General features: G+C 62.6%; 26 protein-coding genes. 5 read left to right on the top strand and 21 right to left on the bottom strand.

The features are described from left to right. Positions 1-108: 108 nt before the first annotated feature. Positions 109-1,185, bottom strand: a complete 1,077-nt coding sequence (locus tag GSQ90_RS27170) for a TRAP transporter substrate-binding protein (protein ID WP_158818069.1) — start codon at positions 1,183-1,185, stop codon at positions 109-111. Positions 1,186-1,395: 210 nt separating this feature from the next. Here GSQ90_RS27170 and pqqA point away from each other — a divergent pair, with 210 nt between their 5' ends. Continuing rightward, positions 1,396-1,536, top strand: a complete 141-nt coding sequence (pqqA, locus tag GSQ90_RS32995) for a pyrroloquinoline quinone precursor peptide PqqA (RefSeq protein ID WP_210254987.1) — start codon at positions 1,396-1,398, stop codon at positions 1,534-1,536. Positions 1,537-1,871: 335 nt separating this feature from the next. After that, a complete protein-coding gene (locus tag GSQ90_RS27160; protein ID WP_158818068.1) occupies positions 1,872-2,924 on the top strand; it encodes an ABC transporter ATP-binding protein in 1,053 nt (350 codons plus the stop codon). Between the two features lie 25 nt (positions 2,925-2,949). On the opposite strand, the gene hpaI is transcribed toward GSQ90_RS27160, so the two are convergent. From hpaI to GSQ90_RS27105, 11 genes are all read right to left on the bottom strand, one after another. Then, on the bottom strand, positions 2,950-3,717 hold the full coding sequence (gene hpaI / locus GSQ90_RS27155; protein WP_158818209.1) for a 4-hydroxy-2-oxoheptanedioate aldolase: 768 nt from the start codon (positions 3,715-3,717) through the stop codon (positions 2,950-2,952). A 52-nt stretch (positions 3,718-3,769) separates the two neighbouring features. Further along, positions 3,770-4,930: a M20 family metallopeptidase gene (locus tag GSQ90_RS27150; RefSeq protein ID WP_158818067.1), complete on the bottom strand. Its 1,161-nt coding sequence runs from the start codon at positions 4,928-4,930 to the stop codon at positions 3,770-3,772. A gap of 58 nt (positions 4,931-4,988) precedes the next feature. After that, positions 4,989-6,008: an ABC transporter ATP-binding protein gene (locus GSQ90_RS27145; protein ID WP_158818066.1), complete on the bottom strand. Its 1,020-nt coding sequence runs from the start codon at positions 6,006-6,008 to the stop codon at positions 4,989-4,991. A 103-nt stretch (positions 6,009-6,111) separates the two neighbouring features. Next, positions 6,112-7,113: an ABC transporter ATP-binding protein gene (locus GSQ90_RS27140; protein WP_158818065.1), complete on the bottom strand. Its 1,002-nt coding sequence runs from the start codon at positions 7,111-7,113 to the stop codon at positions 6,112-6,114. Continuing rightward, positions 7,110-8,066 (bottom strand): ABC transporter permease, encoded by a 957-nt coding sequence (locus tag GSQ90_RS27135; RefSeq protein WP_158818064.1) that lies wholly within the window; start codon positions 8,064-8,066, stop codon positions 7,110-7,112. The genes GSQ90_RS27140 and GSQ90_RS27135 overlap by 4 nt, the downstream gene beginning before the upstream one ends. Before the next feature lies 1 nt (position 8,067). Then, the gene (locus GSQ90_RS27130) at positions 8,068-9,054 is read right to left on the bottom strand and encodes an ABC transporter permease (RefSeq protein WP_158818063.1); all 987 of its coding nucleotides are present in this window, start codon (positions 9,052-9,054) and stop codon (positions 8,068-8,070) included. A gap of 21 nt (positions 9,055-9,075) precedes the next feature. After that, positions 9,076-10,689: an ABC transporter substrate-binding protein gene (locus GSQ90_RS27125; protein WP_158818062.1), complete on the bottom strand. Its 1,614-nt coding sequence runs from the start codon at positions 10,687-10,689 to the stop codon at positions 9,076-9,078. 352 nt (positions 10,690-11,041) lie between these two features. Beyond that, on the bottom strand, positions 11,042-12,550 hold the full coding sequence (locus tag GSQ90_RS27120; RefSeq protein ID WP_246731812.1) for a sugar ABC transporter ATP-binding protein: 1,509 nt from the start codon (positions 12,548-12,550) through the stop codon (positions 11,042-11,044). 11 nt (positions 12,551-12,561) lie between these two features. After that, a complete protein-coding gene (locus GSQ90_RS27115; RefSeq protein WP_158818060.1) occupies positions 12,562-13,533 on the bottom strand; it encodes an ABC transporter permease in 972 nt (323 codons plus the stop codon). Positions 13,534-13,537: 4 nt separating this feature from the next. Further along, positions 13,538-14,596, bottom strand: coding sequence for an ABC transporter permease (locus GSQ90_RS27110; RefSeq protein WP_246731801.1), 1,059 nt, complete (start codon positions 14,594-14,596; stop codon positions 13,538-13,540). Between the two features lie 142 nt (positions 14,597-14,738). Further along, complete coding sequence (locus GSQ90_RS27105) at positions 14,739-15,749, bottom strand: sugar ABC transporter substrate-binding protein (protein ID WP_371418459.1); 1,011 nt, start codon at positions 15,747-15,749, stop codon at positions 14,739-14,741. A 175-nt stretch (positions 15,750-15,924) separates the two neighbouring features. Between GSQ90_RS27105 and GSQ90_RS27100 the strand changes: the two genes are divergently transcribed. From GSQ90_RS27100 to GSQ90_RS27090, 3 genes are all read left to right on the top strand, one after another. Then, a complete protein-coding gene (locus tag GSQ90_RS27100) occupies positions 15,925-16,659 on the top strand; it encodes a GntR family transcriptional regulator (protein WP_158818058.1) in 735 nt (244 codons plus the stop codon). Positions 16,660-16,724: 65 nt separating this feature from the next. Continuing rightward, positions 16,725-17,840, top strand: a complete 1,116-nt coding sequence (locus GSQ90_RS27095) for a mandelate racemase/muconate lactonizing enzyme family protein (RefSeq protein WP_158818057.1) — start codon at positions 16,725-16,727, stop codon at positions 17,838-17,840. Positions 17,841-17,886: 46 nt separating this feature from the next. Then, positions 17,887-18,216, top strand: coding sequence for an L-rhamnose mutarotase (locus GSQ90_RS27090; RefSeq protein WP_158818056.1), 330 nt, complete (start codon positions 17,887-17,889; stop codon positions 18,214-18,216). Between the two features lie 21 nt (positions 18,217-18,237). On the opposite strand, the gene GSQ90_RS27085 is transcribed toward GSQ90_RS27090, so the two are convergent. The 9 genes from GSQ90_RS27085 to GSQ90_RS27045 all read right to left on the bottom strand — a co-directional run. Further along, positions 18,238-19,542 carry an MFS transporter gene (locus GSQ90_RS27085; protein WP_158818055.1) on the bottom strand — a complete coding sequence of 435 codons (1,305 nt, stop codon included), beginning with the start codon at positions 19,540-19,542 and terminating at the stop codon, positions 18,238-18,240. Between the two features lie 111 nt (positions 19,543-19,653). Further along, a complete protein-coding gene (locus GSQ90_RS27080; RefSeq protein WP_158818054.1) occupies positions 19,654-20,376 on the bottom strand; it encodes a haloacid dehalogenase type II in 723 nt (240 codons plus the stop codon). 99 nt (positions 20,377-20,475) lie between these two features. Beyond that, positions 20,476-21,207, bottom strand: a complete 732-nt coding sequence (locus tag GSQ90_RS27075; RefSeq protein ID WP_246731800.1) for an SDR family oxidoreductase — start codon at positions 21,205-21,207, stop codon at positions 20,476-20,478. Positions 21,208-21,257: 50 nt separating this feature from the next. Beyond that, the gene (locus tag GSQ90_RS27070) at positions 21,258-22,088 is read right to left on the bottom strand and encodes an alpha/beta hydrolase (RefSeq protein ID WP_158818053.1); all 831 of its coding nucleotides are present in this window, start codon (positions 22,086-22,088) and stop codon (positions 21,258-21,260) included. A gap of 22 nt (positions 22,089-22,110) precedes the next feature. Then, positions 22,111-22,950, bottom strand: a complete 840-nt coding sequence (kynA, locus tag GSQ90_RS27065; protein ID WP_158818052.1) for a tryptophan 2,3-dioxygenase — start codon at positions 22,948-22,950, stop codon at positions 22,111-22,113. A 43-nt stretch (positions 22,951-22,993) separates the two neighbouring features. After that, complete coding sequence (kynU, locus tag GSQ90_RS27060; RefSeq protein ID WP_158818051.1) at positions 22,994-24,244, bottom strand: kynureninase; 1,251 nt, start codon at positions 24,242-24,244, stop codon at positions 22,994-22,996. 45 nt (positions 24,245-24,289) lie between these two features. Then, the gene (locus GSQ90_RS27055) at positions 24,290-24,685 is read right to left on the bottom strand and encodes a RidA family protein (RefSeq protein WP_158818050.1); all 396 of its coding nucleotides are present in this window, start codon (positions 24,683-24,685) and stop codon (positions 24,290-24,292) included. Next, positions 24,678-25,907 carry an acyl-CoA dehydrogenase family protein gene (locus GSQ90_RS27050; protein ID WP_158818049.1) on the bottom strand — a complete coding sequence of 410 codons (1,230 nt, stop codon included), beginning with the start codon at positions 25,905-25,907 and terminating at the stop codon, positions 24,678-24,680. Before GSQ90_RS27050 ends, GSQ90_RS27055 begins: the two co-directional genes overlap by 8 nt. Before the next feature lie 9 nt (positions 25,908-25,916). After that, a partial coding sequence (locus tag GSQ90_RS27045; RefSeq protein WP_158818048.1) for an enoyl-CoA hydratase family protein occupies positions 25,917-26,666 on the bottom strand: 750 nt, incomplete at its 5' end.

Below are 26,666 nucleotides of genomic sequence, written 5' to 3'. Positions count from 1 at the left end.
GCGAATCATCCAGCGAAAAATCCGGCAATGCGGTCATGAGACACCAACAATGAATGGATTGGCGAACCGTGGCGAGGCGGACGCCGCCACGCCGATCAGTCCGGCGCCCTACAGCCCGGCGCCGTATTTCGTGATCGTGGCCGCAAGATCGGCTTCGATCGCGGCGGGGTCGCCGCCCGCTTTCTTCACCGCCTCCGCCCAGCTCGCATGCAAGGGCTGCACGGCCTTCTTCCATTGCGCCAGTTGGTCATCTGTCAGTTTGTAAACTTCGTGACCAGCAAGCGCCTTCATCTTGACGCGTCCATTGGCTTCGAAATCGGTCCAGGAATCGGAAATCTTCGATGCCCATTCCGGCGTGCAATGGTCGTCAAACACCTTCTTTTGCGCCGGCGACATCGAATTATAGGTGTCCAGATTGACGCTGTAGGTGAACACCGTCGTGTAGAGCGGAACATCCATATGAAATTTCACGACCTTGTCGATGCCGAACAGAAATATCGACCCCCATGGGAAGGTAATTTCGTCCGCCACGCCGCGCTCGATCGCATCCCGCGCCTCTGGCGCCGAGGCCTGAACATTGGTTCCACCCAACAGCTTGACCATTTCCGCGATGGTGCTCTGCGCGGGCCGCACCTTCACGCCAGCCAGATCGGAGGGAAGCTCGATCTTCTTCTTGCCATGCAGCGTGCCCGGATCGTGAATGAAGGCGAAGCACAGTTTGGTGTCCTTCATCTCAATGGCCGCGTATTTGCGATACCATTCGTCGAGCGCGAGCGTGCCCTTCTTGCCGTCGCCAAACGTGAAGGGAATCTGCCCAGCCGCGATGATCGGGAACCGGCCTGGCTGATAGCCGGGATTTACATAGGTGACGTCGGCGATGCCGTCGCGCGCCATATCATAGTGATCGAACGCCTTGCCCAATTGTTCCGAGGGAAAGATCGTCGCCTTGATCGTCCCGCCCGACGCCTTCTCGATGTCCGCCGCCCAGGCCTGCGTGGCGGACACGAGGGGATGGGCGGGAGGAACCCAAAGCGAGACTCTCAGATTGATCGTCTTTTCTTGCGCGAGCGCAGACGTCTCGCTCGTCGCGATCAGCAAAGCGCAAAAAGCCAATAAGCAGACAGCGGCCCTGCCAAATTGCCTACCGAGAACCGATTGGATCGTCGTCGACTGTGACCTCGACATTGCTCCCCTCCCAAAAATTGCGAATAGGCGCTTTGCTTCCAGAATGGCTCTTTTGTCTGCGGCATGCGGTTGTTTGGCAACTAAGGGAGCGGAGGCCTTAGTTCGGATTTGGCTTCAAGTTGCATGCTGGCGCAGGGACCGTATTTCTGACGCAGAACCCCATCAGATACGATTATCATACAAATCCTCCTTGTCCCTACCCCGCTTTCAATGCTATTGTGCCGCCATGGGAATAGTGCGGCTTCCCGGTCCAATAGAGCAAGGGAGTGGAACATGTCCTGGACGACACCGCTGATCGTTGAAGTTTGCATCGGCATGGAAGTCACGAGCTACGCCTCCGCCAAAGTATGATTGTTTTGGATATCGCGACCGGAAATGACGGAGCATAATGCCTCCTCGTTCCCGGCTCCGCGACGAGTGGCGGATTTCCGCAATGGAATCGCCACGCCCGTCGCAGATTGGCTTGAGAAGAAGGCGCGCGGAGCATGTCTCAGTTGAGCCCTGCGATGAGTGCGCAGCCTCCCCTGTTTCTTTTGAACGCCTCGCTGATCCGCGACAGCAAATCATAGGTCCATCATCCCTGACTGTCACGCGCGCTACCCAAAGGCCTGCATGGCGTTGGGGGCAGCGAGCGCGCTCCGATAGCGCCGGGCGGGCAAGACGATTTAGCGAACGCGGGAAAAAACATGGCGTCTGTGTCAATCGACAATGTGAAGAAGTCCTTCGGCCCGGTGGCGGCGCTGCATGGGGTGTCGATTTTCATCCCCGACGGCGCCTTCGTCATATTGGTGGGGCCTTCCGGTTGTGGGAAGTCGACTCTGCTGCGGATGATCGCAGGCCTCGAGCACATCACCGGCGGAGAAATCAAGATCGGCTCAAAAGTCGTCAACGGAATGGCGCCAAAGGAGCGGGACATCGCCATGGTGTTCCAATCCTATGCGCTCTATCCGCACATGACCGTCGAGCAAAATATGGCGTTTTCCCTTAAGCTCAAGAGTACGCCGAAAGGAGAGATCGAGAGCAAGGTCGCGCGCGCCGCCGATATTCTGGGCCTGCAGGATCTGCTCGCGCGTTATCCCCGGCAACTCTCGGGCGGCCAGCGCCAACGCGTCGCAATGGGGCGCGCGATCGTGCGGGACCCTTCGGTATTCCTGTTCGACGAGCCGCTTTCCAATCTCGACGCCAAGTTGCGCGTACAGATGCGCGCCGAGATTAAGTCGCTGCACCAGCGATTGGGAACCACGACGGTCTACGTAACCCACGACCAGATCGAGGCCATGACCATGGCGGATCAAATCGTGGTCATGAATGGCGGCAAGATCGAGCAAATCGGCGCGCCGCTGGCGCTTTACGATCGCCCCGCCAATCTTTTCGTCGCGGGTTTTATCGGCTCGCCTGCGATGAACTTTATCGTCGGGACGATCTGCGCGGAAGGGTTCAAAACTTCAGACGACCTCATCTTGCCGCTCGCCGCCAAATCGGCGGAGAATCTGGGAAGAGCGGCGATTTACGGAATCCGGCCTGAGCATCTGATCATAGAAGAGTCTGGCCTGCCGTTCACCGTCGATCTTGTCGAGCCGACCGGATCGGAAACACAAGTGCAAGGCAGGCTCGGCAATCAACCGATTTCCGGGGTGTTTCGCCAACGCGTCGAAACCAAGCCGGGCGAGACGATCCGAGTGACGCCCGACCTCGGCTCCGTCCATCTTTTCGACGCCCAATCGACCCAGCGGTTGTAGCCGCGTTGACCAAATTCCAGGCGAATTATCCGTTGCGAAATTGCGCGGCCAGCTTCTCCGTCCCGCGCGCCAGGACGCCGACATCGGCGCCGACGGCCGTGAAGCTGGTGCCAAGTTCAATGCAGCGCCGGGCGAAGGCCAGGTCGCCCGTGAGAATGCCGGCCGGCTTGCCTGCGGCGCGCACGCGCCGCACCGCATCCTCGATGGCGGCGACCACCTTGGGATGATCGGGCGCGCCCGCATAGCCGAGGCTCGCCGCAAGGTCGCCGGGCCCGATGAAGATTCCGTCCACGCCCTCGACGGCAGCGATCGCCTCCAGCGCGTCGAGCGCCTGTTGCGTCTCGACCTGCACGAGCAGGCACAGTTCTTCGGCGGCCCGCTTCGCGTAGCCTTCCACCCGGCCGAAACGAGTCGCGCGCGTCAAAGCGGCGACGCCCCGCACCCCCTCCGGCGCATAGCGCATCGCGGCGACCGCGCTGGCCGCTTCCTCGGCCGATTGCACAAAGGGGATGAGAAGCGTTTGCGCGCCGATGTCGAGATAGCGCTTGATGAGCACGGTGTCGTTGCTGGCCGGGCGCACGATCGCCGACACGTCATAGGCCGAGATCGCCTGAAGCTGCGCCAGCACCATGATGACGTCGCTGGGCGAATGTTCGGTGTCGAGCAGCAGCCAGTCGAAGCCGGAGCCCGCGACGACTTCCGCCGCATAGGCGCTCGGCAGGCTGCACCAAAGACCAATCTGCGACCGGCCCTCCAACAGCGCTTGGCGGAATCGGTTTGTCGGAATCTTCATCATGCAATCTCCGTCATTGGAGCGAGACAAAAGAAAGGGCGACCGCCCGAGGCTAGAGGGCGACAGCCCGGGCGGTGTCGAGAATATTCGCTATGAGCGCCGTTCTGACCGGTACCGACGCCTTCAGAATATATTCCTCGTGCGTATGGGCTCCGGCGCCATCCGCGCCGAGGCCGTCGAGGGTCGGGAGATCCGCCGCCGCGGTGAAATTGCCGTCAGAGCCGCCCCCGGTGAAGACGCCCTCCACCGTCAGGCCGAGCGCCGCGCCAAGACGCGCCGTATGATCGAACAGCTTTTTACTGCGCTCGCTCTGAACGAAAGGCGGACGATTGAGGCCGCCGATAATCTCGACCTTGATATCGGGATCGGAAGAGCCGATCGCCCTGATCGCTTTTACAATCTCATCGGCGCCGATCATATCGGCAATCCGAAAGTCGACTTGCAGCGCGCAATGTTCGGGCACGACATTTCTCGCGCTTCCGCCGCGAATCGTACCCGTCGTGACGGTCACGCCGCGCGCCGGATCATTGAGCGCGTCAAGAGCCAGCACGATGCGCGCCGCTTCCTTGATCGCGCTGCGCCCTTCGAGCGGCTTCGACCCCGCGTGAGAGGGCCTGCCCTTGACGTGGATATCGAATACGCCGACGCCCTTACGGGCGGTCACGATCTTGCCGCCGTCCCGGGCAGGCTCGACAACAAGAACGAATTTGGCCTGCTCCGCTTCGCGCACGATCATGTCTTTCGATGTTACGCTGCCTGTTTCCTCATCCGGTGCAAAAACAATCGTCGTCGGCAGGAAGTCCGGCCCCGGCTGCTGGGCGGCCATTTTCAATGCGTAAAGCGCCATCAAGGCGCCCGCCTTCATGTCGTAAATGCCCGGACCATAGATGCGCTCCCCCGCTTCGCGCCAGGGCAGTTCATCGGCGAGCGTGCCGACCGGATGCACCGTATCGAGATGGGCGAGGATCAACGCGCCTTTCTCTTCACGCGGCCCAGGCGGCGCGGAGCGGACGATCAATGCATCGCCAAGCCTGTCGCGCCCCGCCAGCCGCTCGACGACGAGCCCAAAACTTTGAGCAAGCGTCGCCACATGGTCCACGAGACGGTTGACCCTTGCCGCATCTAAAGTCGGCGTCTCCAGTTCGACCCAATGACGCAATTCAGCCAGCATCGCGGCGGCATCGACGTCTTCCGCATCAAAACGATTCTTCATCAGACAGCTCCAATGGCGCTCAAAGCATTCGCGTAGAGGTCAATCAAAATCGATCCGGTCATTTCGAATCGCTCAAAGGGAGATGGCAAGCGACATTGTCTCTCAAGATCGGCGCCTCAATCCTGCAACGGTCGATCGCTCTGGGGCATCGCGGGTGGAAGGGGCAGCCGGGCGGCGGGTCGATCGGATTCGGCGTCTCTCCGCCGACCGGCGTGCGGGCGCGCCCGCTCATCGCAAGGTCGGGGACTGCGTCGAGCAGCATGCGGGTATAGGGATGGCGCGGGTGCGCGAACAATTCCTCGGTCGGCGCAATCTCGACGAGCCGGCCCAGATACATGACGCCCACGCGCGTCGCCATATGGCGCAACACGGCAAGATTATGGGTGATCAGGAGATAGGTCAGGCCGAGCGTCTCCTGCAGATCGCGCATCAGATTGAGGATTTGCGCCTGGATCGAGACATCGAGCGCCGAGGTCGGTTCGTCGCAGACAATGAAGTCCGGATTGGCGGCGATCGCGCGCGCGATCGCGATACGCTGGCGCTGGCCGCCGGAGAACTCATGCGGATATCTACGCTTGTCGGAGGGGTCGAGGCCGACAAGGCGCAGCAAATCATCGACGCGCGCAACGATTCCGGCCTTATCAAGCGTCTTTTCGGAGCCGCTCGCCTGAGCCGCTCCAAGGCCAAACGCGACAAGCGGCTCGGCGATGACGTCGCCGATACGCCAGCGCGGATTGAGCGAGGCGTACGGGTCCTGAAAGATCATCTGCATCCGTCGCCGCACCTCGCGCCGCGCCGCCGGATCGCTGGTCGCCGCCATGTCGACGCCTTCGATCAACACCTGCCCAGCGCTCGGCCGCAGCAGGCCAACCACCATCCGCGCCAGCGTCGACTTGCCGGAACCCGATTCGCCGACGATGCCGAACGTCTGGCCGCGCTCGATCGTGAAATCGACGCCATCGACCGCCCTCAGGAGGCGGCGCGGCTCGCGATCGATGAAACGCGAGATCCAGGGTCTCGACACATCGAAGACGCGTTTGAGGCCGCGCACCGAAACAAGTTGCAAGGCGGCGCTCATCCGGGCGCCTCCGCAAACGGCCTGCCCCTCGCTTCGCCGCCAAGCGACAGGGGGATGAGCGCCCAAGCGATCGGCCAGAGAACCGCCCAAGGAGTCCGGTTTGTCACGACACGATCTCCGTCGTCATGGCCGGCGCGTGGCCGCGATCGTAAAGCCAGCACGCGGCGCTTCTGTCGCCTACCGTCAGGAGCGGCGGGCGTTCGACCCGGCAGCGGTCGAAGGCTTCTGGACAGCGAGGGCTGAAGGCGCAGCCGCGCGGGATCGCCGAAAGCCGCGGCATCGCGCCGGGGATCTGCGCGAGGCGCGCAACGCGGCCTTCTAGCGTCGGAATCGCGGCCATCAACCCCCTGGCGTAGGGGTGGAGCGGCGCCCGCACGACTTCGCTGACCTTGCCGATCTCGACGATGCGGCCAGCATACATCACGGCCACCCGGTCAGCCGTTTCGGCGATCACGCCCATATCGTGGGTGATCAGCATCACCGCGGCGCCGTGTACGCGCGTCAGCTTCTTCAGAACCGCAATGATTTGCGCCTGCACCGAAACGTCAAGCGCGGTCGTCGGTTCGTCGGCAATGACGAGAGCGGGCTCGCCGCACAACGCCAAGGCGATGACGACGCGCTGCCGCATGCCGCCAGAGAATTCATGCGGATAGCCGTCGATGCGTTTCTCGGGCGCGGGAATGCCGACCTCGCTGAGCAGAGCGATCGCCCGTTCGCGCGCCTGCTTCGGCGTCAGCGCGCTATGCGCCAGAATCGTCTCGACCAGATGGTCGCCGATGCGGAGCAGCGGATTGAGGCTGGTCAAAGGATCTTGGAAGATCATGCCGATGCGGCGTCCGCGCAGCTTGCGCATTTCGGCCGCCGGCAAATTGTCGATGCGCCGCCCGTCGAGCCTGATTTCTCCACCCGCAATATGGCCTGGCGGATCGAGGAGGCCGATGATGGCGAGCCCGGTGAGCGATTTGCCGGCGCCCGATTCTCCGACGATTCCGAGTATCTCGCCGGCCGCGATGTCCAGAGATACGCCGTCGAGCGCGACAAGCGGCCCTCGCCGCGTGGCGAATTCAACGCGCAGATCGCGGACAGAGAGGAGCGGGTTCGTCATTTCAGCCTTGGATTCAGCGCATCGCGCAACCAGTCGCCCAGAAGGTTCACGGCGAGGACCAGGATCGCCAGCGTGAGGCTGGGAAAGGTCACGATCCACCACTCGCCTGAGAACAGGAAATTCTGGCCGATGCGAATCAAAGTTCCAAGCGAGGGTTGGGTCGGCGGCAGGCCGACGCCAAGGAATGACAAGGTCGCTTCGGTGATGATGGCGAGAGCGAGGTTGATCGTCGCGATCACCAACACCGGTCCCATCACATTGGGCAAGATATGTCGGACGAGGATGCGCGCGGGCGACAAGCCAACGAGACGCGCCGCCTGAACATAATCGCGATTCTTTTCCACCATGGTGGAGCCGCGCACGGTGCGCGCATATTGCACCCAGAACGAAAGCCCTATCGAGACGACGAGAACGCCGAATGCGGTTCCTTCCCGATTCGAATTCTTCAACAAAGCTTGCGCGACGCCGTCGAGCAGCAACGCGATCAGAATCGCTGGGAAGGTGAGCTGCACATCGGCGATGCGCATGATGATGGCGTCGATCCACCCCCCGGTGTAGCCGGCGATCAGGCCGAGCGTGATGCCGATCGCCCCGCCGAACAGCACGCTGAAGATTCCGATCAGCAGCGAGACCCGAAGCCCATAGAGGATCGCTGACCACATGTCGCGACCCTGATCGTCCGTCCCGAGCAGAAAGCGCGGATCGCCGCCGGCGGCGAAGCGCGGCGGCGTGAGCGAATCGATGAGGAAATTGGTGGCGGGGTTGAACGGATTGGTCGGCGCGATCAATGGCGCGAATACCGCCGCCAGCAGCAAGATCAGGGTGATCAATCCCGCCGCGACCGTTATTTTCGAGGAAAGAAAGCTCGCGACGAGATCGTTGTCTGCGAGGCGTCCGATGAAGGAGCGCGGCGCGCTCTCTATGGTCGATGGTTCGACGGCGGGTTTGCTCATCTCAACCCGACGCTCCATGAACGGCGGCGCGAAGGCGCGGGTCAACGATCACGTAGAGAAGGTCGACGACAAGATTGATGATCACGAACAGGAAGGCGATGAACAGGAGATAAGCCGCCATGATGGGGATGTCGACATTCTGAATCGACTGCAGGAAGAGCTGACCCATGCCCGGCCACGCGAACACCGTCTCGGTGATGATGGAGAAGGCGACGATCGAGCCAAGTTGCAGGCCGACGACGGTCATCACCGGGACAAGCGTGTTTTTCAGAGCATGGTGGAAATGAACAGCGCGCTCGGACAGCCCGCGCGCGCGCGCGAAGCGGATATAATCGGCGCGCAAGACCTCCAGCATTTCAGCGCGCACCAGGCGCATGATCAGCGTCATCTGGAAGAGAGCCAGCGTGATCGCCGGCATGATGAGCGATTTCAACCCGGACATTGTGAGCAGTCCCGTCGTCCACCAAGAGCCGATAGGCACGACCGCGCCGCGGCCAAAGGACGGCAGCCAACCCAGGGTGACCGAGAAGAGATAGATGAGCAGGATGCCCGTCAGGAAAGTCGGCAGGGAGATGCCGACGAGCGACAGCGCCTGGAACAGCTTGGCGAGCGCGCTGTCGCGCCGCAGGGCGGAATAGACGCCGAGCGGAACGCCGGCCAGCAGGGAGAGGATCGAGGCGACGATCGCGAGCTCAAGCGTCGCCGGCAGGCGCGCGCCGATCATGACGGAGACCGGCTGCCTGAATTGATAGGATATGCCAAAATCGAAGCGCGCAGCGTTGAGCAGGAAGCGCGAAGCCTGAACAATCACCGGCTCATTGAGGCCAAGCTGCTGGCGCAACGCCTCGCGCTCGGCCGCTGGAGTCTCGATCCCAACCATCTGATTCACGGGATCGCCGACATAGCGAAACATCACGAAGGCGATCAGCCCGACTGCGATCAGCACGCCTAAAGATGCAAGCAGCCGGCGGATAATGAACGCGATCATGAGGAACGTCCGCCCAAGGGTTCAATCCATGGTGACCCAGGCGAAGATGTAATAATTGTCGGGGCGCTGGATCACATGCGTCTTGCGCGACACTCCCCAGGCCAGCGCCTGCTGATGCAGAGGGATGTAGCCGACATCGTCGAACAGCGAAATCTGCCAGGCCTGCTTGTAGATATCGTCGCGCTTCTTCTCGTCCATCTCCTGCAAGGCCGATTTCGCAAGCGCATCGACTTTGGGGTTGCAATAGTCGCCGACATTGTTGCCGCCCCAATTGGTCTTCTGGTCGCGACAGCCGATGATGTACTGGAACACGTTGAAGCTCTCGAGCGTCGTCGGCGTCCAGCCCAGGAGATAGAAAGACGAATCATAACCACCCGCCGCTGTGATCGCGGCGAAGAACTTCGACTTTGGCTCGGCGTTCAGGTTCACCTTGACGCCGACACGCGCGAGCATTCCCACGACCGCCTGGCAGATCTGCTCGTCATTGACGTAGCGGTCGTTCGGGCAATCCATCTGCACTTCGAAGCCATCGGGATAGCCAGCATCGGCGAGCAGCTTTTTCGAAGCCTGCGGATCGAAGGGGATGCGTTTGAAATCCTTTGCTTCGGCGTAGATCGAGGGCGCGATCATTAGAGCCGACGGCGCCGCCTGTCCGCGCATGACCTTCTGGTTGATCGCATCCTCGTCGATCGCCTGATAGAAGGCCTTGCGCACCCGCACGTCCTTGAAGGGATTCTTACCCTTGACGTTAGAATGGCCAAGCTCGTCGCGAAACTGGTCCATGCCGAGAAAAATGGTGCGGATCTCGGGACCCGCCAGGACCTGGGTGTCCGGATTGGCGTTGACGCGCGCCTGGTCGTTGAGCGGCACCGGATCCATCCAGTCGATCTCGCCCGACAAGAGCGCCGCGACTCGCGTTGCATTATTGGCGATCGGCGTGAAGACCACCTCGTCGAGATTGTGCCTGGGCTTATCCCACCAGTTCGGATTGGTCTTCCAGACGGTCTTCACGCCCGGCTCATGGCTGACTAGAATGAAGGGGCCGGTGCCGTTGGCGTGCAGCGCGGCATAGGGCGGCGTCGTGGCGTTCATCGCCGTCGCGTCCATCGCCCCGTGTTCTTCCGACCATTTCTTGGAAAAGATGCCCCAACTCTCCCATTCGTTGATCAGCAGCGGGTTCGGCGCCTTGAGGATGACGTCGACCGTATAATCGTCGACTTTGACGACGTCGGCGTCGGCCGGAATGCGCCCCTTCAAGTCGGAGCCCGCGCCGCGAACGCGCGCCGCGGAGAAAACAACGTCGTCCGCCGTGAAGTCCTGGCCTTCGTGGAATTTCACGCCTTTGCGCAGATGGAAGCGCCAGTGCAGCGGATCGAGCAGTTCCCAGCTTTCGGCGAGGCAGGGCTGGATTTTCATGTCGGGTCCGCGCCGAACGAGCCCTTCATAGACCGATTCATTGACGCTCAGGCTGAAGCTCTCATTGATCTGATAGGGGTCGACGGACTTCAATTCGCCCTGGAAGGCGAAACGCAAAGTCTTCGCCCCGGCGTCCGGCGCAAGCGCCGGCCAGACGATCGCCGCGGCGGCGCCAAGCGCGGCAAGAGCAAGCCTCTTCGCCTTGAGCGACAACCTCATCTTCATTCTCCCCGTCATCTGGAGCTTCTATCGCCCGCATGTCGCCAACGGCTCGCCGTGCGCGAACTGGCGAGCGGTCAAGGGTTTGGAACATCCAGACCGCCCCATCTAAGCGCGCGCGTCGCGATTGGTCCAGCGCCTTCATAGGTCTGCCCGGGCCGCATGCCCCGGCTTCTATCCTGGGGCCGATCACGGATTCGTGTTGCCCAACCCCAGGCGACCGGACTTCGCCTGGCAAGGAAGCGACGCAGGGCGACGGCGAGATCGGAGCGCGTCCCGCGCGATCATGCGCGTCTGATCAGATTATTTTGCCGTTCGGAACCGCCCGCGACGCTCGCAACGCGCAGCGGCGTCAGGCCGCATCGCGGTCATGGATAAGATGCATGATCCGCTCGCTCATCGGCGCGTAGCTCCGGTCGTTGATGATGTCGCCTTTGATCCGATAATCATCCATCACGACAATTCGATCGGCGAGCGTGATGATCTCGGGCATGTCGCTCGTAATCAGGAGGATCGCCGTTCCTTCATCCGCAAGCTGGCGCAACAACTCGTGGATATAGGCTTTCGTCTTGATGTCGATGCCGACCGTGGGTTCGTCGACGATCAGAATACGCGCGCCGGCGGCGAGCCATTTGGCGACGCTGATCTTCTGCTGATTGCCGCCTGACAGATTGCTGACCGTCTGGGCGAGCGATGGCGTGCGCACTTCGAGCTTGCGGATGAAAGGCAAAACATGGGAGCGGACGGTGCGGTCGCCGAGCAGCCGCAAGCGGTTCGCAAGTCCCCGCCATACGGTGATCCCGGCGTTTTGCAGCACCGAATGGGTGAGGACGAGCCCCTCCTGCTTGCGGTCCTCGCTGATGTAGCCGATCTTGCAGCGGTGAACGGCGTCGGCGACGTCGGCGATGCGCTCAGGCCTACCGGCCACGACGATTGCGCCCTGCGTGATCGCATGGAGGCCGAGGATACATTTGGCGAGCTCCGTCCGGCCCGCGCCGACGAGACCGTAGAGGCCGACGATCTCGCCGCGCCGCACGGTGAGGTCCACGGCTTTGTGGCCGAGCGAAGTCGAAACGTCGCGCAGTTCCAGCATCGGCTCGGCGGCGCCGCGGTCACGCGGCGTCCAATTCGGGATCTGTTCGCTGCGCCCGATCATCAGGCGCACGAGGTCCTGTCGCTCCAGCCCCGCCATCGACCGGCTTTCGCACGCGTTGCGGCCGTCGCGCAGCACCGTGACCTCGTCGCAAATCGCCTGCACCTCCTCAAGTTTGTGGCTGACAAAAAGGATGCCGACGCCTTCGTCGCGCAGCTTGCGCAGCAGGCCGAACAGGACCAGCGATTCATGCGGGGTGAGAGAGGCGGTCGGTTCGTCCAGCAGGAGAACGCGCGAGCGCAGCGACAACGCCTTGGCGATCTCGACGAGTTGCATCTTGGCGACATTGAGCTGTGAGACCGGCGTGCGCGGATCGAGGTCGAGTTCGAGGACGTCGAGCCAACGTCGCGCTTCCGCATGGATCGCCGCATAGTCGATGGGGCGCAACAAACCGCCGCCGAGCCGTTCGAGGAGAATATTCTCGCCGACCGAAAATCGCGGCACCAGATTGCGCTCCTGATGCACGACGCCGATCCCCGCGGCGATCGCCTCGCGCGGCCCTTCGAAACGAACAGGAGCGCCATTGAGGAGCATTTCGCCCGAATCCGGGCGATGCACGCCGGTGATGATCTTGATCAGCGTCGACTTGCCGGCGCCATTCTCGCCGAGCAGCGCGTGGATCGAGCCGCCGCGCAGCTTGATGCCGACGTCCTGCAATGCGAGCACGCCAGGAAAAGTCTTTCGGACGCCGCGCGCTTCAAATCCCACATTGTCCAAGATCAGGCCCTCTTCAACGTGCGTTGCATCCGGACTTCGCGCAACCGGTTGACGCCGACCGCCCAGAGGATCAGCAGGCCGAGCACGACCTGAACGAAGAAAGGATCAATCCGGAAAATCACCAGCGCCTGCGTGATGATCGCGACGATCACCACGCCAAACAAGGTGCCGAATACGCTGACATGGCCGCCGGAAAGGACAGCGCCGCCGATGACGGGGGCGGCGAAGGACAGGATCAGCCAGTCATCGCCGATGGTCGGCTCGCCGAGTTGAAGGCGCGCGACCAGCAACACGCCCGCAAGCGCGGCGAGGAAGCCGGACATCGCATGCGCCCAGAGCACGGCGCTCGGGACCGATATGCCGGACAATTCGGCGGCGCTCTGGTTGCCGCCAACGGCGAGGATGTAACGCCCGATGCGCTGGCGGTAGAGCAGATACCACATCGCCGCGATGACCAGGGCCGCAGGCAGCGCCAGCCAGGGAATCGGGCCGGCTATCGTCGTATTGCCGAAGGCCTTGACGCTTTCAGGCACGCCGTAAAAAGGTTGCGCGCGCGTGATGCCCAGATTGGCGCCCTTGAAGATCGACAGACTCGCAAGCGTGATGATGAACGCCGAAATGCCTGTCGCCGAGATAAGCAGGCCGTTGGCGAGACCGGCGACGATTCCGAGGGCGAGCGCGGCCGCCGCCGCCAGCAGCGGCGGCAGCCCCCATATCTGCATCATCCCCGCAAATGAGATCGCCGCGAGGCCGCCGATCGCGCCGACCGCCAGATTCATCTGGCCGATCGCAATGATGACCATCTGCGACATGGCGATGACGCAGTTTACGGCCACCGCGAGCATCAGGATCTGGATGTTGAACGGCGACAGGAACGAAGGGTCAAACGCGCTCACGATAATTGTGGCGAACACGATGACCGCGAGCGGGCCAAACCAGTCGGTGCGTGCAAGGCGCGATATCACGGGCGTCATCGGATCAAACTCCGCGCCTGGCGAGGAACGAACGTCGCGCAAGATCCATCAGCACGGCGAGCAGGAGAAGAAGGCCAAGCCAGGTCTGCACCCAGAATTCGCCGATGCGGAATTGCAGCAGGCCGTTGGTCAGCTCGCTGACCAGCGCCGCGCCCAGAAACGTGCCGAGCACCGACGCGCGTCCGCCGGCGAGCAGCGTCCCGCCAAGCACCGGCCCCAGAAACGCCGGCAGCAGCCAATCCTGGCCGAGATTGCCCGCCATCTGGGGGATAGCGGCGCCGGTGCGCGCCACGACCATGACGGCCGCGATCCCCGCCAACACGCCCGACAGCGCATGACAGATCACGATGGTCCGGCCGACGCGTACGCCCGACAATTCAGCGGCCGCGGCCTTGGCGCCCGCCGCGAGCATTTCGCGACCCAATGGGGTGAAGCGATAAAGGCCGGCGAGGAGCAGACCGATCGCGATGCTGACGAGGAGCAAAGGCGAGAGATAGCCGGCGAACCGCATCTTGCCGAAGGCGGAAAACTCCAACGGCACTTGGCGGTAGGCGTTGGCGTGAGTCAGGAACAGCATCAGGCCGAAGAAAACGCTCATCGTCGCCAAAGTGATGATGAAGCTATGCAAGCCCGAACGCACGATCAGCACGCCGTTCAAGGCGCCGAGCGCGGCGCCCAAGGCGAGCGCGGCGAAAATGGCGAGGGCGAGGGGCGCTCCGGCGACCTCAAGGAGCCAGCCGCAGCCAATCGCGACGCACACGCCGATTGCGCCGACCGAAAGATTGAGGCCGCCGGTGACAATCACCACCATCATTGAAAAGCCGATCATGATGTCGATCGCCATCGTGCGGCCGAGCGTGAAGAGATTGAATGGCGAGCTGAAGCCAGGCGTGCCGAGCGCAAAGACAGCGCCGAAGATGACGATCAGCGTGACGAGACCAAATTCATTGGTGAGCAGGAAGCGCGTCCATCCGGGCGCGCCCTTTTGCGACAAGCCATCGTCGCGGGCCGGCGGTTCGCTCTCAGCCATTGCGGCGCCTTCGACTGAAGTTGGCGCGTTCATGCTACATCCTTCGCTTGGCTGCAATGATCTCCGCGACGGGAAAAAAGCCCATCGCGGAGCGCGTAAAGGCAGAGACTTTGCGGCGCCAAGCCGGGCTGATCCGGCTTGGCGATCGTCCATACGCTTCGCGTATCCGACCTTCTCAAGGGCAAGTCAGATAGGTGCTCGCGAAATCGGCAAAGATTTTCTTGGTGATCGCCTGCATGGAGCCGACGTAATTGTCGACGGCGTCCTTGTCGGCATAGACCGTGCCCGAATCGATGAAGCGATTGGTCAGCGCGATCGTCTTGAACGGCGCGCCGGCCTTCACCTTGCAACCATTGCGGATGCGGTCGAGCGCATAGGAGCCGATATAGCCCTGGCCGTAAGGGTTCTGCAGCATCGTGCCGTTGACATAGCCATCCTTGATCGCCTTCAGCACGACTTCGTCATGATCGATGCCGACCATTTTGATGCGCTTGTCGCCGATCTTGCGCAGCGCGTTGGACGCCACAACAGCCGGAACCCAGGCGGTGGTGACGATGCCGTCGACGTCATTGGCGTGGGCGGCGAGATAGGCGTTGATCTTCTCTTCTGCCGGCTCCGGCGCGTCGATATCGGCGATCACCTGAACGACGCTCACCGCGCCATTGGTCTCTTTGGCGGCCTTCTCCACTGCGTCGATGCGCAATTGCGTGTTGGGGTCGACGAGGAATCCCGTGAGGTGGACGATGCGGCCCTTGCCGCCCATCGCCTTGATGAGCTCCTTGGTGCCGAGATAAGCCGAATTGCCGGTGTCGGTGCCAAAGCAGAACAGAGCGGTCGTCGGCTCTTTCAGGCAACCCGCAGTCGCGATGACGGGCGCGCCATTTTCGGTCAGCTCGGCGACGGTGCTGTTGGAGCCGACCGGATCGCCGGGAAATACGAGGAATGCGTTGTAGCCCTGGCTGAGCAAGCTCTCGAGAAGGGAATTCTGCTGGCTCAATTCCCATTTCTGGGGCACACGATAGTCGGCCGCGCCGAGCTTGAAATCCTTCATCGCATCCTGGCCGGCCTTCTCCCAGGCGGCAAAATAGGGATGCGGACCGCCGGGGACGAGAGCGACCTTGGTAGCGTCGGCGGCCGCAGCGGGCGCCGCCCATCCCGCAAGCGCCAGACCGGCGGCGGCAAACATCTTCAACACGGATTCTGAGCGTAACATCTTGATCCTCCTGGTTTCCTCTCGGCCTGTTCGTTGACAGGACGGCCGGCAATCGTGGGCGACCCCTTGCGATCACATAGTACCCTAGTATACAAGCATGAAATGCGCAACGCCTTTATGCTTTGATCGAGAGTCGGGAGACGATGCGATGCCGGTTGAGATCGGAGCGGAACCGGAGGCGGAAGTCGAAGACGATTCCGCGCTCCAGTTGCACATAAAATTTGATCCGCGCCGACAGGTCAGCGCCCAGGTCTACGAGGCGCTCAAGAAGGCCATCGTCTCGTTGCAACTTCCGCCCGGCAGTTCGATCAGCGAGAATCGCATCTGCCGTCACATCGGCGTTTCGCGAACGCCGGTGCGTGAGGCCATCATCCGTCTGGTTGAAGACGAGCTGATTGAGGTCTTCCCGCAGAAAGGCAGTTTCGTCGCGCCGATCAAGCTCAGCGCCGTGAGGGAAAATCATTTCAGCCGCAAAGCGCTCGAACTCGCGGTGCTGCGCCGCGCCGCCGCATCGTGGAGCGCGCTCCATAGTTCAAGGGCGCGCTATATCGTCGACCGGCAAGCGGCGGCGCTCGGCGCTGAGGATTTCGATGATTTTCACGCGCTCGACGAAACTTTTCACCGATCGTTTTGTGTAGCGGCGGAGCTGGAAGGCGTGTGGAGCACGATCCAGACCATGAAGGCGCGCGTCGATCGCGTCCATCGGCTTTCCGCCGTACAGGGCCGTCTGCCGAAAGTCATTGCCGAACACGGCGCCATTCTCGACGCCCTCGATGCAAGCGATTGCGAAGGCGCACTCGCGCGGCTCGAATATCATCTCGAACAGGCGCCGACGATGCTGGAAACGCTGATCGGAAAGCACGAAAAATATTTCGTCGACTAAAAGTGCCGCCAAACCGGCGAGTCGGCTTATGCCAAATCTAGGAATGGCAAGATCGGGAGGGATTCATGGCGACGATAGAGCGGGTCGAAATCCGCATGGTGGATCTGAAACCCAAGGTGAAACGCGTCGATGCGATCCAGTCGTTCATCAGCCAGGAAACGCCGATCGTGCGCGTCACCGATTCGGATGGCGCTGTCGGTACGGGCTATAGCTATACGATCGGCGCTGGCGGCCATTCCGTCGTAGAATTGCTGAGCCGGACGCTGGCGCCCACGCTGATCGGACGCGACGCCGGCATGGTGGAGCAGATTTGGCGCGATCTGTTGTTCCTCACGCATGCGACCAGCGTCGGCGCCATCACCTCGCTCGCGCTCGCGGCGATCGATACGGCGCTTTGGGATTTGCGTTGCCGCAAGGCAGGGCTGCCGCTGCATGTGATGGCGGGCGGCGCGCGGGAAGAAATCCGCCTCTACACCACCGAGGGCGGCTGGCTTCATCTGCCGACAGAGGCGCTGGTCGCCGATGCGCTGCAAGCGAAGGCCGCCGGTTTCGGTGGATCCAAGATCAAGGTCGGCCGGCCCGCAAGCGAAGATGTCGAGCGGCTGGCGGCGGTTCGATCGGCCGTCGGGCCGGCCTTCGAGATTTTCACCGACGCCAATCAAGCCTTCACGGTGGACGAGGCGATCCGGCGTGCGAGGCTTTATGAACCCGCCGATATCGGCTGGTTCGAGGAACCGCTGCCCGCCGACGATCTTGACGGCCATGTCCGGCTGTCGCGCGGCACGTCGATTCCGATAGCGATCGGCGAGAGCCTCTACAGCCCGCTGCATTTTCGCGAATACCTGCAGCGCGGCGCATGTTCGATCGTGCAGGTCGATGTCGCGCGCATCGGCGGCGTGACGCCATGGCTGAAGGTCGCGCATCTTGCCGAGACGTTTAACATTCCCGTTTGCCCGCATTTTCTGATGGAGCTGCATGTCGCTTTGTGCTGCGCCGCGCCGAACGCGCGCTGGCTCGAATATATTCCTCAGCTCGACGACATCACCGCCGAGCGCATGGCGATTCGCGACGGCTTTGCGATGCCGAGCGCTTCGCCGGGGCTCGGCATAGAATGGGATTTCGAAGCCATCGAGCGTTTGACGCTTGAAGGCAGCCTGCGGAACGTTGGCAAGAAAGACTGAATAGATCGACGCTTTCGCGTGATCACAACAGAAAGGGAGCGCCGCCATGCGGCGAATGGGTCTCTGCAATCGGCTTCGCCCGGAAAAAGCGGCGGAATATAAAGCTCTGCATGCGGCGGCTTGGCCCGGCGTGCTCGCCACGATCAGCGCGTGCAACATCCGTAATTTCTCGATTTTCCTGCGCGAGCCGGAAAACCTCCTGTTCGCCTATTGGGAATATCATGGCGAGGATTTCGCGGCGGATGCACGCAAAATGGCGGCCGATCCGGTCACCCGCGCATGGTGGGCGCTCACTGACCCGTGCCAGGAGCCCCTCGAAACACGCGCGGAGGGCGAGTGGTGGGCGAGCACGCAAGAGATATTCCATCATCCGTGAGTTGGCGTCCGCGGCGCCTGATTAAGCCTTCCTCGTTTCCTTCATGCTCAGCACGCTGAGGAAACTGATCGTCGCGGCGAGAATGAGGTAATCGCCGACCCAGGGCAGGCCGCCGCGCTCCAGCAGCAATTGGGCGAGGTACGGCGCGAGCGAAGCGCCGAGAATGCCGCCCAGATTATACGCGCTTGAGGCGCCGGTATAAGCGACCGCCGTCGGGAAGAGCTCCGGCAACAGGGCGCCGAGCGGCGCGAAGGTCAGGCCCATCGCGCCAAGGGCGAGCGACAAGAACAGAAGCGTCTCCATCGCGCCGCCGCTCAGAAGGCTCGGCAATGCAAAGCCCACGAGCGCGGCCAGAACGCTGGCGCCAAGCAATACCGGTCGACGGCCGAACCTGTCGGCGAGCGCCGCCGAGAGCGGCGTCGCCGCCGCCATGAACAGCACAGCGACGCAGAGCATGCCCAGAAAATTTGTGCGGGGAATGTGCTGCACGTTCACGCCGTAGCCCAGCGCGAAAACCGTCGATATGTAGAACAATGCGTAGCAGACGACGATCGATAGCGAACCCTGGATCAGCGGCAGCCAATGATCGGCCAACACGTCAAGCAACGGAACTCTGACGCGTTCGTTGCGCGCCAGGGTTTCACGGAATGCCGGGGTTTCGCTGATCGATGTGCGCAGATACAGCCCGATCGCCACAAGGACGGCGCTGATCAGGAAAGGAATGCGCCACGCCCAGGCGACAAAGGATTCTTCGCCGAGGCCGAGGAGAAGCGCCAGGAACAGGCCATTGGCCATAAAGAACCCGAGCGGCGGTCCAAGCTGGGGAAACATGCCGAACCAGGCGCGGCGGCCACGGGGCGCATTCTCGGTAGCGAGCAAAGCGGCGCCGCCCCATTCACCGCCAAGCCCGACGCCCTGGCCAAACCGCAGCAGGCACAATAGCCAAGGCGCCAGAACTCCGGCTTGCGCATAGCCCGGCAGGATGCCGATCAGCGTCGTCGACAGGCCCATGACGAGCATCGAGGCGACAAGCGTCGACTTGCGTCCGATCCGGTCGCCGAAATGCCCGAACAGGACCGATCCGACAGGGCGGGCAAGGAAAGCGATGCCGAAAGTCAGGAAGGCGTTGAGCGCTTGCGATCCGGGCGCTGATTGCGGAAAGAAAGTCTGGCCGATCACCAGCGCGGCGGCAGTGCCGTAGATGTAGAAATCATAAAACTCGATCGTCGTGCCAACGAGGCTGGCCAGGACGATGCGGCCGACGCCGACGCTCGCCTGCGCCGCTCCGCCGCCTGCCAGGGCCGTCGTCCCAGGGGTTTCCGCCATCTCTTTTTTCCGCGCGCATTCGCGATTCGGTCGATTCGAATCCTGCCTGCGACAATAGCGCGATTGCAGTCAGTTCGCGAAGGCCGCGCGTGGCGGTCCGTCCCGCTTCTTCTATAGACCCAGCTTTCCCGCCAGTTCCCCAAAATCCCTGGCCGTGACATCCCAATCTTGGTCCGGCGCCAGATCCGAGGTCTGGCCCGCGCCATGCTCGGTCGGCCGCGGCACGAAGGCCGTTCGAAGACCGCATTTCCGCGCCGCGGCGAGATCGCCATTATGCGCCGCGACGAGGCATACCTCTTCCGGCCGCATCGCCAGAACTTCGACGGTGCGCAGATAGGCTTCCGGCGTCGGCTTGTAAGCGCGCGACACCTCGGCGCCAAGGATCGCATCCCAGGGCAGCCCGGCGCGCTTGGCCAGGTTCAGCATCAAGACAATATTGCCGTTGGAGAGTGGCGCGATGATATAGCGTGACTTCAGCCGCGCCAGCCCCGCCACGACATCGGCCCACGGATCGAGCCTGTGCCAGGCCAGAGTCAATTCATCCAATTCCGCCGCCGCCACCTGCGCGGGATCGAGACCGAACTCAGGCAGAATGGCTTCAAGGTTCTCGCGATGCAGCACATCCAGTCTCGTAAAGGGACGCCTGCCGGAACGCACCTCTTCCATCGCGGGCGAATAAAGCCGACGCCACGCATCGGCGAACAGCGCGGGATCGACATCGCCCCTACCCTGTCGCGCCAGAAAGGGCGCGGCTTCCCGCGCCACGCCGCCGCGCCAGTCCACCATAGTGCCAAAGACATCGAACACCAACGCTTTCAAGTCGTCCAACGCCATGACTTTCCTCTCTCTGCCCAGTCAGCGCGCCTATATCGGCTCGCCCTGGAAGCCGCCGCCGGCATCGCGCGGACTCCACTTGATGGTTGTTGGCTCATTTCAACTGCCCGACGCGCCGACCGTCATACCACCGCACACATAAAGCGTCTGGCCGGTGATGAAACCGCTGCGCGCGTCGAGCAGGAAGGCGACCGCATTCGCGACATCGTCCGGCGTGCCGACGCGACGCACGGGGATGGCGTCGATGATCGCCTGGGTGCGCGGGCCTGGCGGATTGGCCTGATCGAAAAGCTCGGTGCGGATCGGGCCTGGACCAATCGCATTCGCGGTGATCCCGTGACCGCCAAGCTCCAGCGCCCAGACTTTGGCCATGCCGATCAAGGCTGACTTGGTGGCGGCATAGACCGTGCGCCGCTCCTTGCCGAGCGCTGCGCGCGATGAAATGTTGACGACACGCCCGAAGCGCGCCGCCTTCATCCCGGGCAACAGGGCCTGAAGGCATTGGATGGCGCAGCGGATGTTCAGCGAGACTGCAATCTCGAGATCGTCGAAGCCCTGCTCCTCGACCGGCCCCGGACGGACGATGCCGACATTATTGACCAACCTGGTGATCGGACCGCCCCGCAACGCTTCCTCCAGCGCCGCCGCGGTCGCATCGGGAAGCGACAGGTCGGCGCGAATGCCGTCTCCGTCGCGGTCGACGCCAACCACTTCATATCCTTCGGCGCGGCATCGGTCGGCCGCGGCGCGCCCGATCCCCGCTGCGGCGCCGGTTATGAGAACCCGTTCCTTGATCGGCATCTCCTCGTCTCCCGATACAGCATCCTTCATACAGTCGCATTCCGCGCCGCCGATGAGCGCCAAGCGCGGCGTCCCACCCATCAGCGCGCAAGTAGCGCCTGCGTCAGCGGATGATCCGGCTCCATCAAGCCATCGATAACGTTGTAATGATGCCGGTCCGGTTCTTCCCTAACCGCCATCGTCGCATCAAAGCCGCTCCACATATCCGCCAGGATGCGGTTTTGGCGAATGAACTCGGGACGCTCATCGGCGCCAACCCAACAGGTGACCGTCTGACGCGCCCGCGGCGCCAGCAGGACAGGGCTCTCCAGTCTCGCCTCCTCCGCGTCAATGCCGAGCGCATCATTCATTTTGGTCGCCATCAACGGCCTCAGATCGTGGAGGCCGGCGATGGAGACCGTTCTCACGATTCTGGAGGCCGTTTGATCGCTGAGAGGCGAAGCCTGACAAATCATTCGGGTGACCAGATGGCCGCCGGCCGAATGACCGCAAAGCGCAAGTCCCCCTTCAACTTCGTTTGCGGCATATTCGATCGCAGCGGCGACTTCTCTGGCGATCTGCGAAATCCGCACATCAGGGCAAAGCGTATGGGAAGGAATGGCGACAGCATAGTTCGAGCACAATGCGCCATTGGCCAGATGCGACCATGAAGATTTGTCAAACGCCTTCCAGAAACCGCCGTGAATGAATACGGCCAATCCCTCGCATCGACCCTTGGGATAAAAAAGATCCAGCTTGTTGCGCGGAGCCGAACCATAGGAAAGATCGATTCTCGCCCGGCCAGCACTCGTCAAAGCCTCTCGAAAGATGCGGGCGCGTTCGACCCATCGCGCGGGATAAGCCGACCCCTCGGCGATGTAGGGCGAATTGGCGTAAGCGTTGTCCCAGTCAGAAATTGGATAGGCTGTCATGGGAAGAGCCCGGCATTGGCGATCATAGCTCCGTCCTCACTTGCCATAGTTCGGGAAACAGAACCACATCGAGCATCCGACGCAGATAGGAAACGCCCGACGTGCCGCCCGTGCCGCGCTTGAAGCCGATCACCCGCTCCACGGTGGTCACATGATTGAAGCGCCATCGGCGAAAATAATCCTCGAAGTCGACCAGCTTCTCTGCGAGTTCATAGAGTTCCCAGAAGCGCGCGGGATCGCGATAGACCGACGCCCAGGCCGCGCGCACGCTATCATTGGCGACATGCGTCGCCGCGACATCGCGATCGAGGATTGTTGCGTCAATCGCAAAACCGCGTCGATGCAGCGTCCGTATCGTCAGATCATAGAGGCTCGGCGCCTGACGGACAGCCTCCAGCCGGGTCAGCAACGCGCTTTCATGTTCGTGCGGACGCATCATCGCGGCGTTCTTGTTGCCGGCGAGATATTCGACCATGCGATATTGATAAGACTGAAACCCCGAGGATTGCCCGAGCGCTTCGCGAAAATGGGTATATTCGCTCGGAGTCATGGTGCGCAGCACGTCCCAGGCCGAGTTCAACTGCTCGAAAATGCGCGAGACGCGCGACAGCATTTTGAAAGCGGCGCGCAGATCGTCATCGGCGATCCGCTGACAGGCCGCGTTCAACTCGTGGATGGCGAGCTTTATCCAGAGTTCGGAAGTCTGATGCTGGATGATGAACAGCAATTCGTCATGAGCCGACGATAGCGGCTCTTGCGCATCGAGGAGCTTGTCCAGACGGAGATAGCCGCTGTACGACATACGTCCATTGAAACTCATCGTCGCGCCATCTTCGGATGGGTCGAAGGGAGTTTCGGTCATGTTAGGGTCGCTCGCTGGTGGAATGGGATGCTCTGGCTATCGCTCAGGTGACGGCGTGTCGCTGACTATAGCGGGGATCGCGCCAGACTTCGGCGCCAATACAATCGTCAAGAATCTCGGCCGCGTCCCAAACATCCGCGAAGCGCAGATAGGCCGGCGCAAAGCCGAACCGCATGATGTCGGGCGCCCGGAAGTCGCCGATCACGCCGCGTTCGATCATCGCCTGCACCACGGGATAGCCTTTGTCGAAAGCGATCGCGACCTGGCTGCCGCGAAGCGACGCCTCGCGCGGCGTGACGATTTCGAGATCGGGCAAAAGCGCGGCGACGCGGGCCATGAAGAGTTCGGTCAGGGCGAGACTCTTACGGCGCAAGGCCGAGACGTCGACGCCGTCAAGCGCGTCGAGAGAGGATTCGACGCCGCGCATTGAAAGGATCGGTTGCGTTCCGCACAGAAAGCGACGGATGCCAGAATCCGGCCTGAAATCCCGATCGAAAGCAAAAGGCGCGGCATGGCCCCACCAGCCCGAAAGCGGATTGCGCGCCTGCGCCTGAAGTCGATGCGCGACGCCAATGAAGGCCGGCGATCCCGGGCCGCCATTCAGATATTTGTACGTGCAGCCGACGGCGAAATCGATATTTTCCGCATCGAAGGCGAATTCAATGACGCCGGCGGAATGGCAAAGGTCCCAAATGACCAGCGCACCCGCCGCATGGACCTTGCGCGTAATGTCCGCGACGTCGAGCAACCGGCCGCTGCGATAGTCCACATGCGAGAGCACGACGGCCGCGACCCTGTCGTCGAGCAAAGCCTCGATCGGCCCGTCGTGCCCGATCAGGCGCCGCTGCATCGGCCGACCCGCGGAGGCCATCGCGCCCTCGACAACATAGAGGTCGGTGGGAAAGGAGCCCGCTTCGGCGACGATGACATCGCGCCCGGGCCGCAGGCCGATCGCAGCGTGGATCGCTTTGTAAAGATTGATGGAAGTCGTGTCGCAAACAAGGGTTTGCCCCGGCGCTGCGCCGATCAGAACGCCCAGCCGGTCGCCGAGCTTGGAGGGCAGGTCGAACCAGCCGGCGCTGTTCCAGCTTTTGATGAGGTCGCGCGCCCATTCCTCTTCGATCGTTCGCGCGAAAGCGGCGCCTGCGGCGCGCGGCATCGGCCCCAGCGAATTGCCGTCGAGATAGATCAGGCCGTCGGGAAGGATGAAACGATCGCGCAGGGCGCGCAGCGGATCATCCGCGTCGCGCACGACGCAGGCGGCCCGCGAAACGGGCGCTGCGGAATCAGTCATGAGGGGCTCCCGTCAGGATTCGTCAAGACTTTCAGCCTTTTGCGATCAGTCAGGAATGACGGCCGTCGCCTGGATTTCGACCTTGGCGCGCGGCTCGACCAATCCCGTCACCTGAACCACCGCCATCGGCGGAAAATGCCGCCCCATCACATCGCGATAGACCGGGCCCATGCGTTTAAGAACGGCGCGATATTCGACAATATCCGTCAGATACCAGGTCATCGATGTGATATGTTCGGGGCCCGCGCCCGCCTCTTCGAGAATGGCGACGATATTGGCCAATGTCTGACCGATCTGATCGACGAGGTCATCCGACTCGAACGCGCATTGCGCATTCCAGCCAATCTGGCCGCCGGTGAAAACGATACGCCCGCGCGCCACAATTCCGTTGGAATAGCCGACCGGCTTCGCCCAGCCTTCAGGCTGAAGGATTTCATGCATGAGGCGCTCCGTAATTCCGGTCTTGCGAGACTCGAATGTCGTCCTTCAAAATCTCCCTGGCGACGATCAGCTTCTGCACTTCGGTGGCGCCTTCGTAGATTCGCAGAGCGCGGATTTCTCGATAGAGCCGCTCTATCATCTCGCCGCTGCGCACGCCGCGCCCGCCAAACAATTGCACCGCCTGGTCGATCACCCATTGGGCGTTTTCGGTCGCCGTCATCTTGGCCATCGCCGCCTCGCGCGTCGCCGGCAGCTTCTGCACGTCGCGCCGCCAGGCGGCGCGATAGGTGAGGAGCGCGGCCGCGTCGATCATCGTCGCCATATCGCCGAGCTTGGCCTGGGTGAGCTGGAGATCGGCGAGCGTCCCGCCGAACATCCGCCGGCTGCGCACATGCGCGAGCGCCTCATCCATGGCGCGGCGGGCGAAGCCAAGCGCCGCCGCGGCGACGGAAGGGCGGAAAATATCGAGCGTGCGCATCGCGATCTTGAAGCCCTCGCCCGCCTCGCCCAGCCGGTTGCCCATCGGCACGCGGCAGTTGCGAAAGCGGATCCGCGCCAAAGGATGAGGCGCAATCACCTCGATGCGCTCGGCGATTTCGAAGCCCGGCGTATCGGCTGAGACCACGAAGGCGGATATGCCGCGCGTGCCCGGCGCCTCGCCGGTGCGCGCGAAAACCGTATAGACATCGGCGATGCCGCCGTTGGAAATCCAGGTCTTTTCGCCGTCGAGCACATAATGATCGCCGTCCAGCGTCGCGCGGCACGCCATGGCGGCGACGTCCGAACCCGCGTCGGGCTCGGAAAGCGCGAAGGCCGTGATGAGCCGGCCCTTGGCGACCTCCGGCAGGATGCGGGTTTTCAGCGCCTCGGAGCCGGCGAGACTGATGGCGCCCGAGCCAAGCCCTTGCATGGCGAAGGAAAAATCGGCGAGGCCGTCATGCCAGGCGAGCGTCTCGCGCGCCAGGCAAAGCGTGCGCGAATCGATCTCCTCGCGCGCGCCGCCATAAGCGCCGGGCGCGACATGCTTGAGCAAGCCCGCCGCGCCCAGCATCGGCGCAAGGCGCCGGCAGGCGGCGTCCGCGTCATGGTGATCGACGCCCTCGAACGGCGCCGTTGCGAGCCAGGCATCGGTCTGGCGCGCGAAGGCGCGGTGGCCCTCGTCGAAAAAGGGCCAGGCGAGCGAAGAGCGGTCGGGCCCCATTCCTGCTTTTGGCGCGCTCATGTCGTTCCTTCAATCGCCCTGAAATTCGGGCCGGCGCTTGGCGGCGAAGGCCTCGAAAGCGCGGCGGAAATCCTGCGTCGCCATACAGATCGCCTGCGCCTGCGCTTCCGATTCGATGATTTCGTCGAGCCCCATCGCCCATTCCTGGTTGAGCATCGTCTTCGTCATGCCATGGGCGAAATAGGGGCCGTCGGCGAGCGAGCGGGCGAGGTTTCCCGCCTCCTTCAACAGGTCGGCGCGCGCGTGCACAGCGTTGAAAAAGCCCCAGCGATGGCCCTCCTCGGCCGACATGGCGCGACCGGTGAACAGAAGCTCGGCGGCGCGGCCCTGGCCGATGATTCTGGGCAGGATGCCGCAGGCGCCCATATCGGCGCCGGCGAGGCCGACGCGGGTGAACAGGAATGCGGTCTTCGCCTCGGGCGTCGCCAGCCGCAGGTCCGAGGCCATCGCCATGATCGCGCCGGCGCCCGCGCAAATGCCGTCGACCGCGGCGATGATGGGCTGCGGGCAGCGGCGCATCGCTTTCACGACATCGCCGGTCATCCTCGTGAAGGCGAGGAGGTCGGGCATCGCCATTTTGGTGAGGGGCTCAATGATTTCAAAGACGTCGCCGCCCGAGCAGAAATTATCGCCCGCGCCCGTCAACACGATCGCGCGCACATCGTTGGCGTAAGCGAGATCGCGGAAGAGATCGCGCAGCTCGGCGTAGCTCTCGAAAGTCAGAGGGTTTTTTTTCTCGGGACGGTTGAGCGTGATCGT

Source organism: Methylocapsa sp. S129, from assembly GCF_009765995.1.
Taxonomy (GTDB): Bacteria; Pseudomonadota; Alphaproteobacteria; order Rhizobiales; family Beijerinckiaceae; genus Roseiarcus.
The sequence above is the reverse complement of the archived record's forward strand: the minus strand, read 5'-3'. Positions and strand labels throughout refer to the sequence as shown.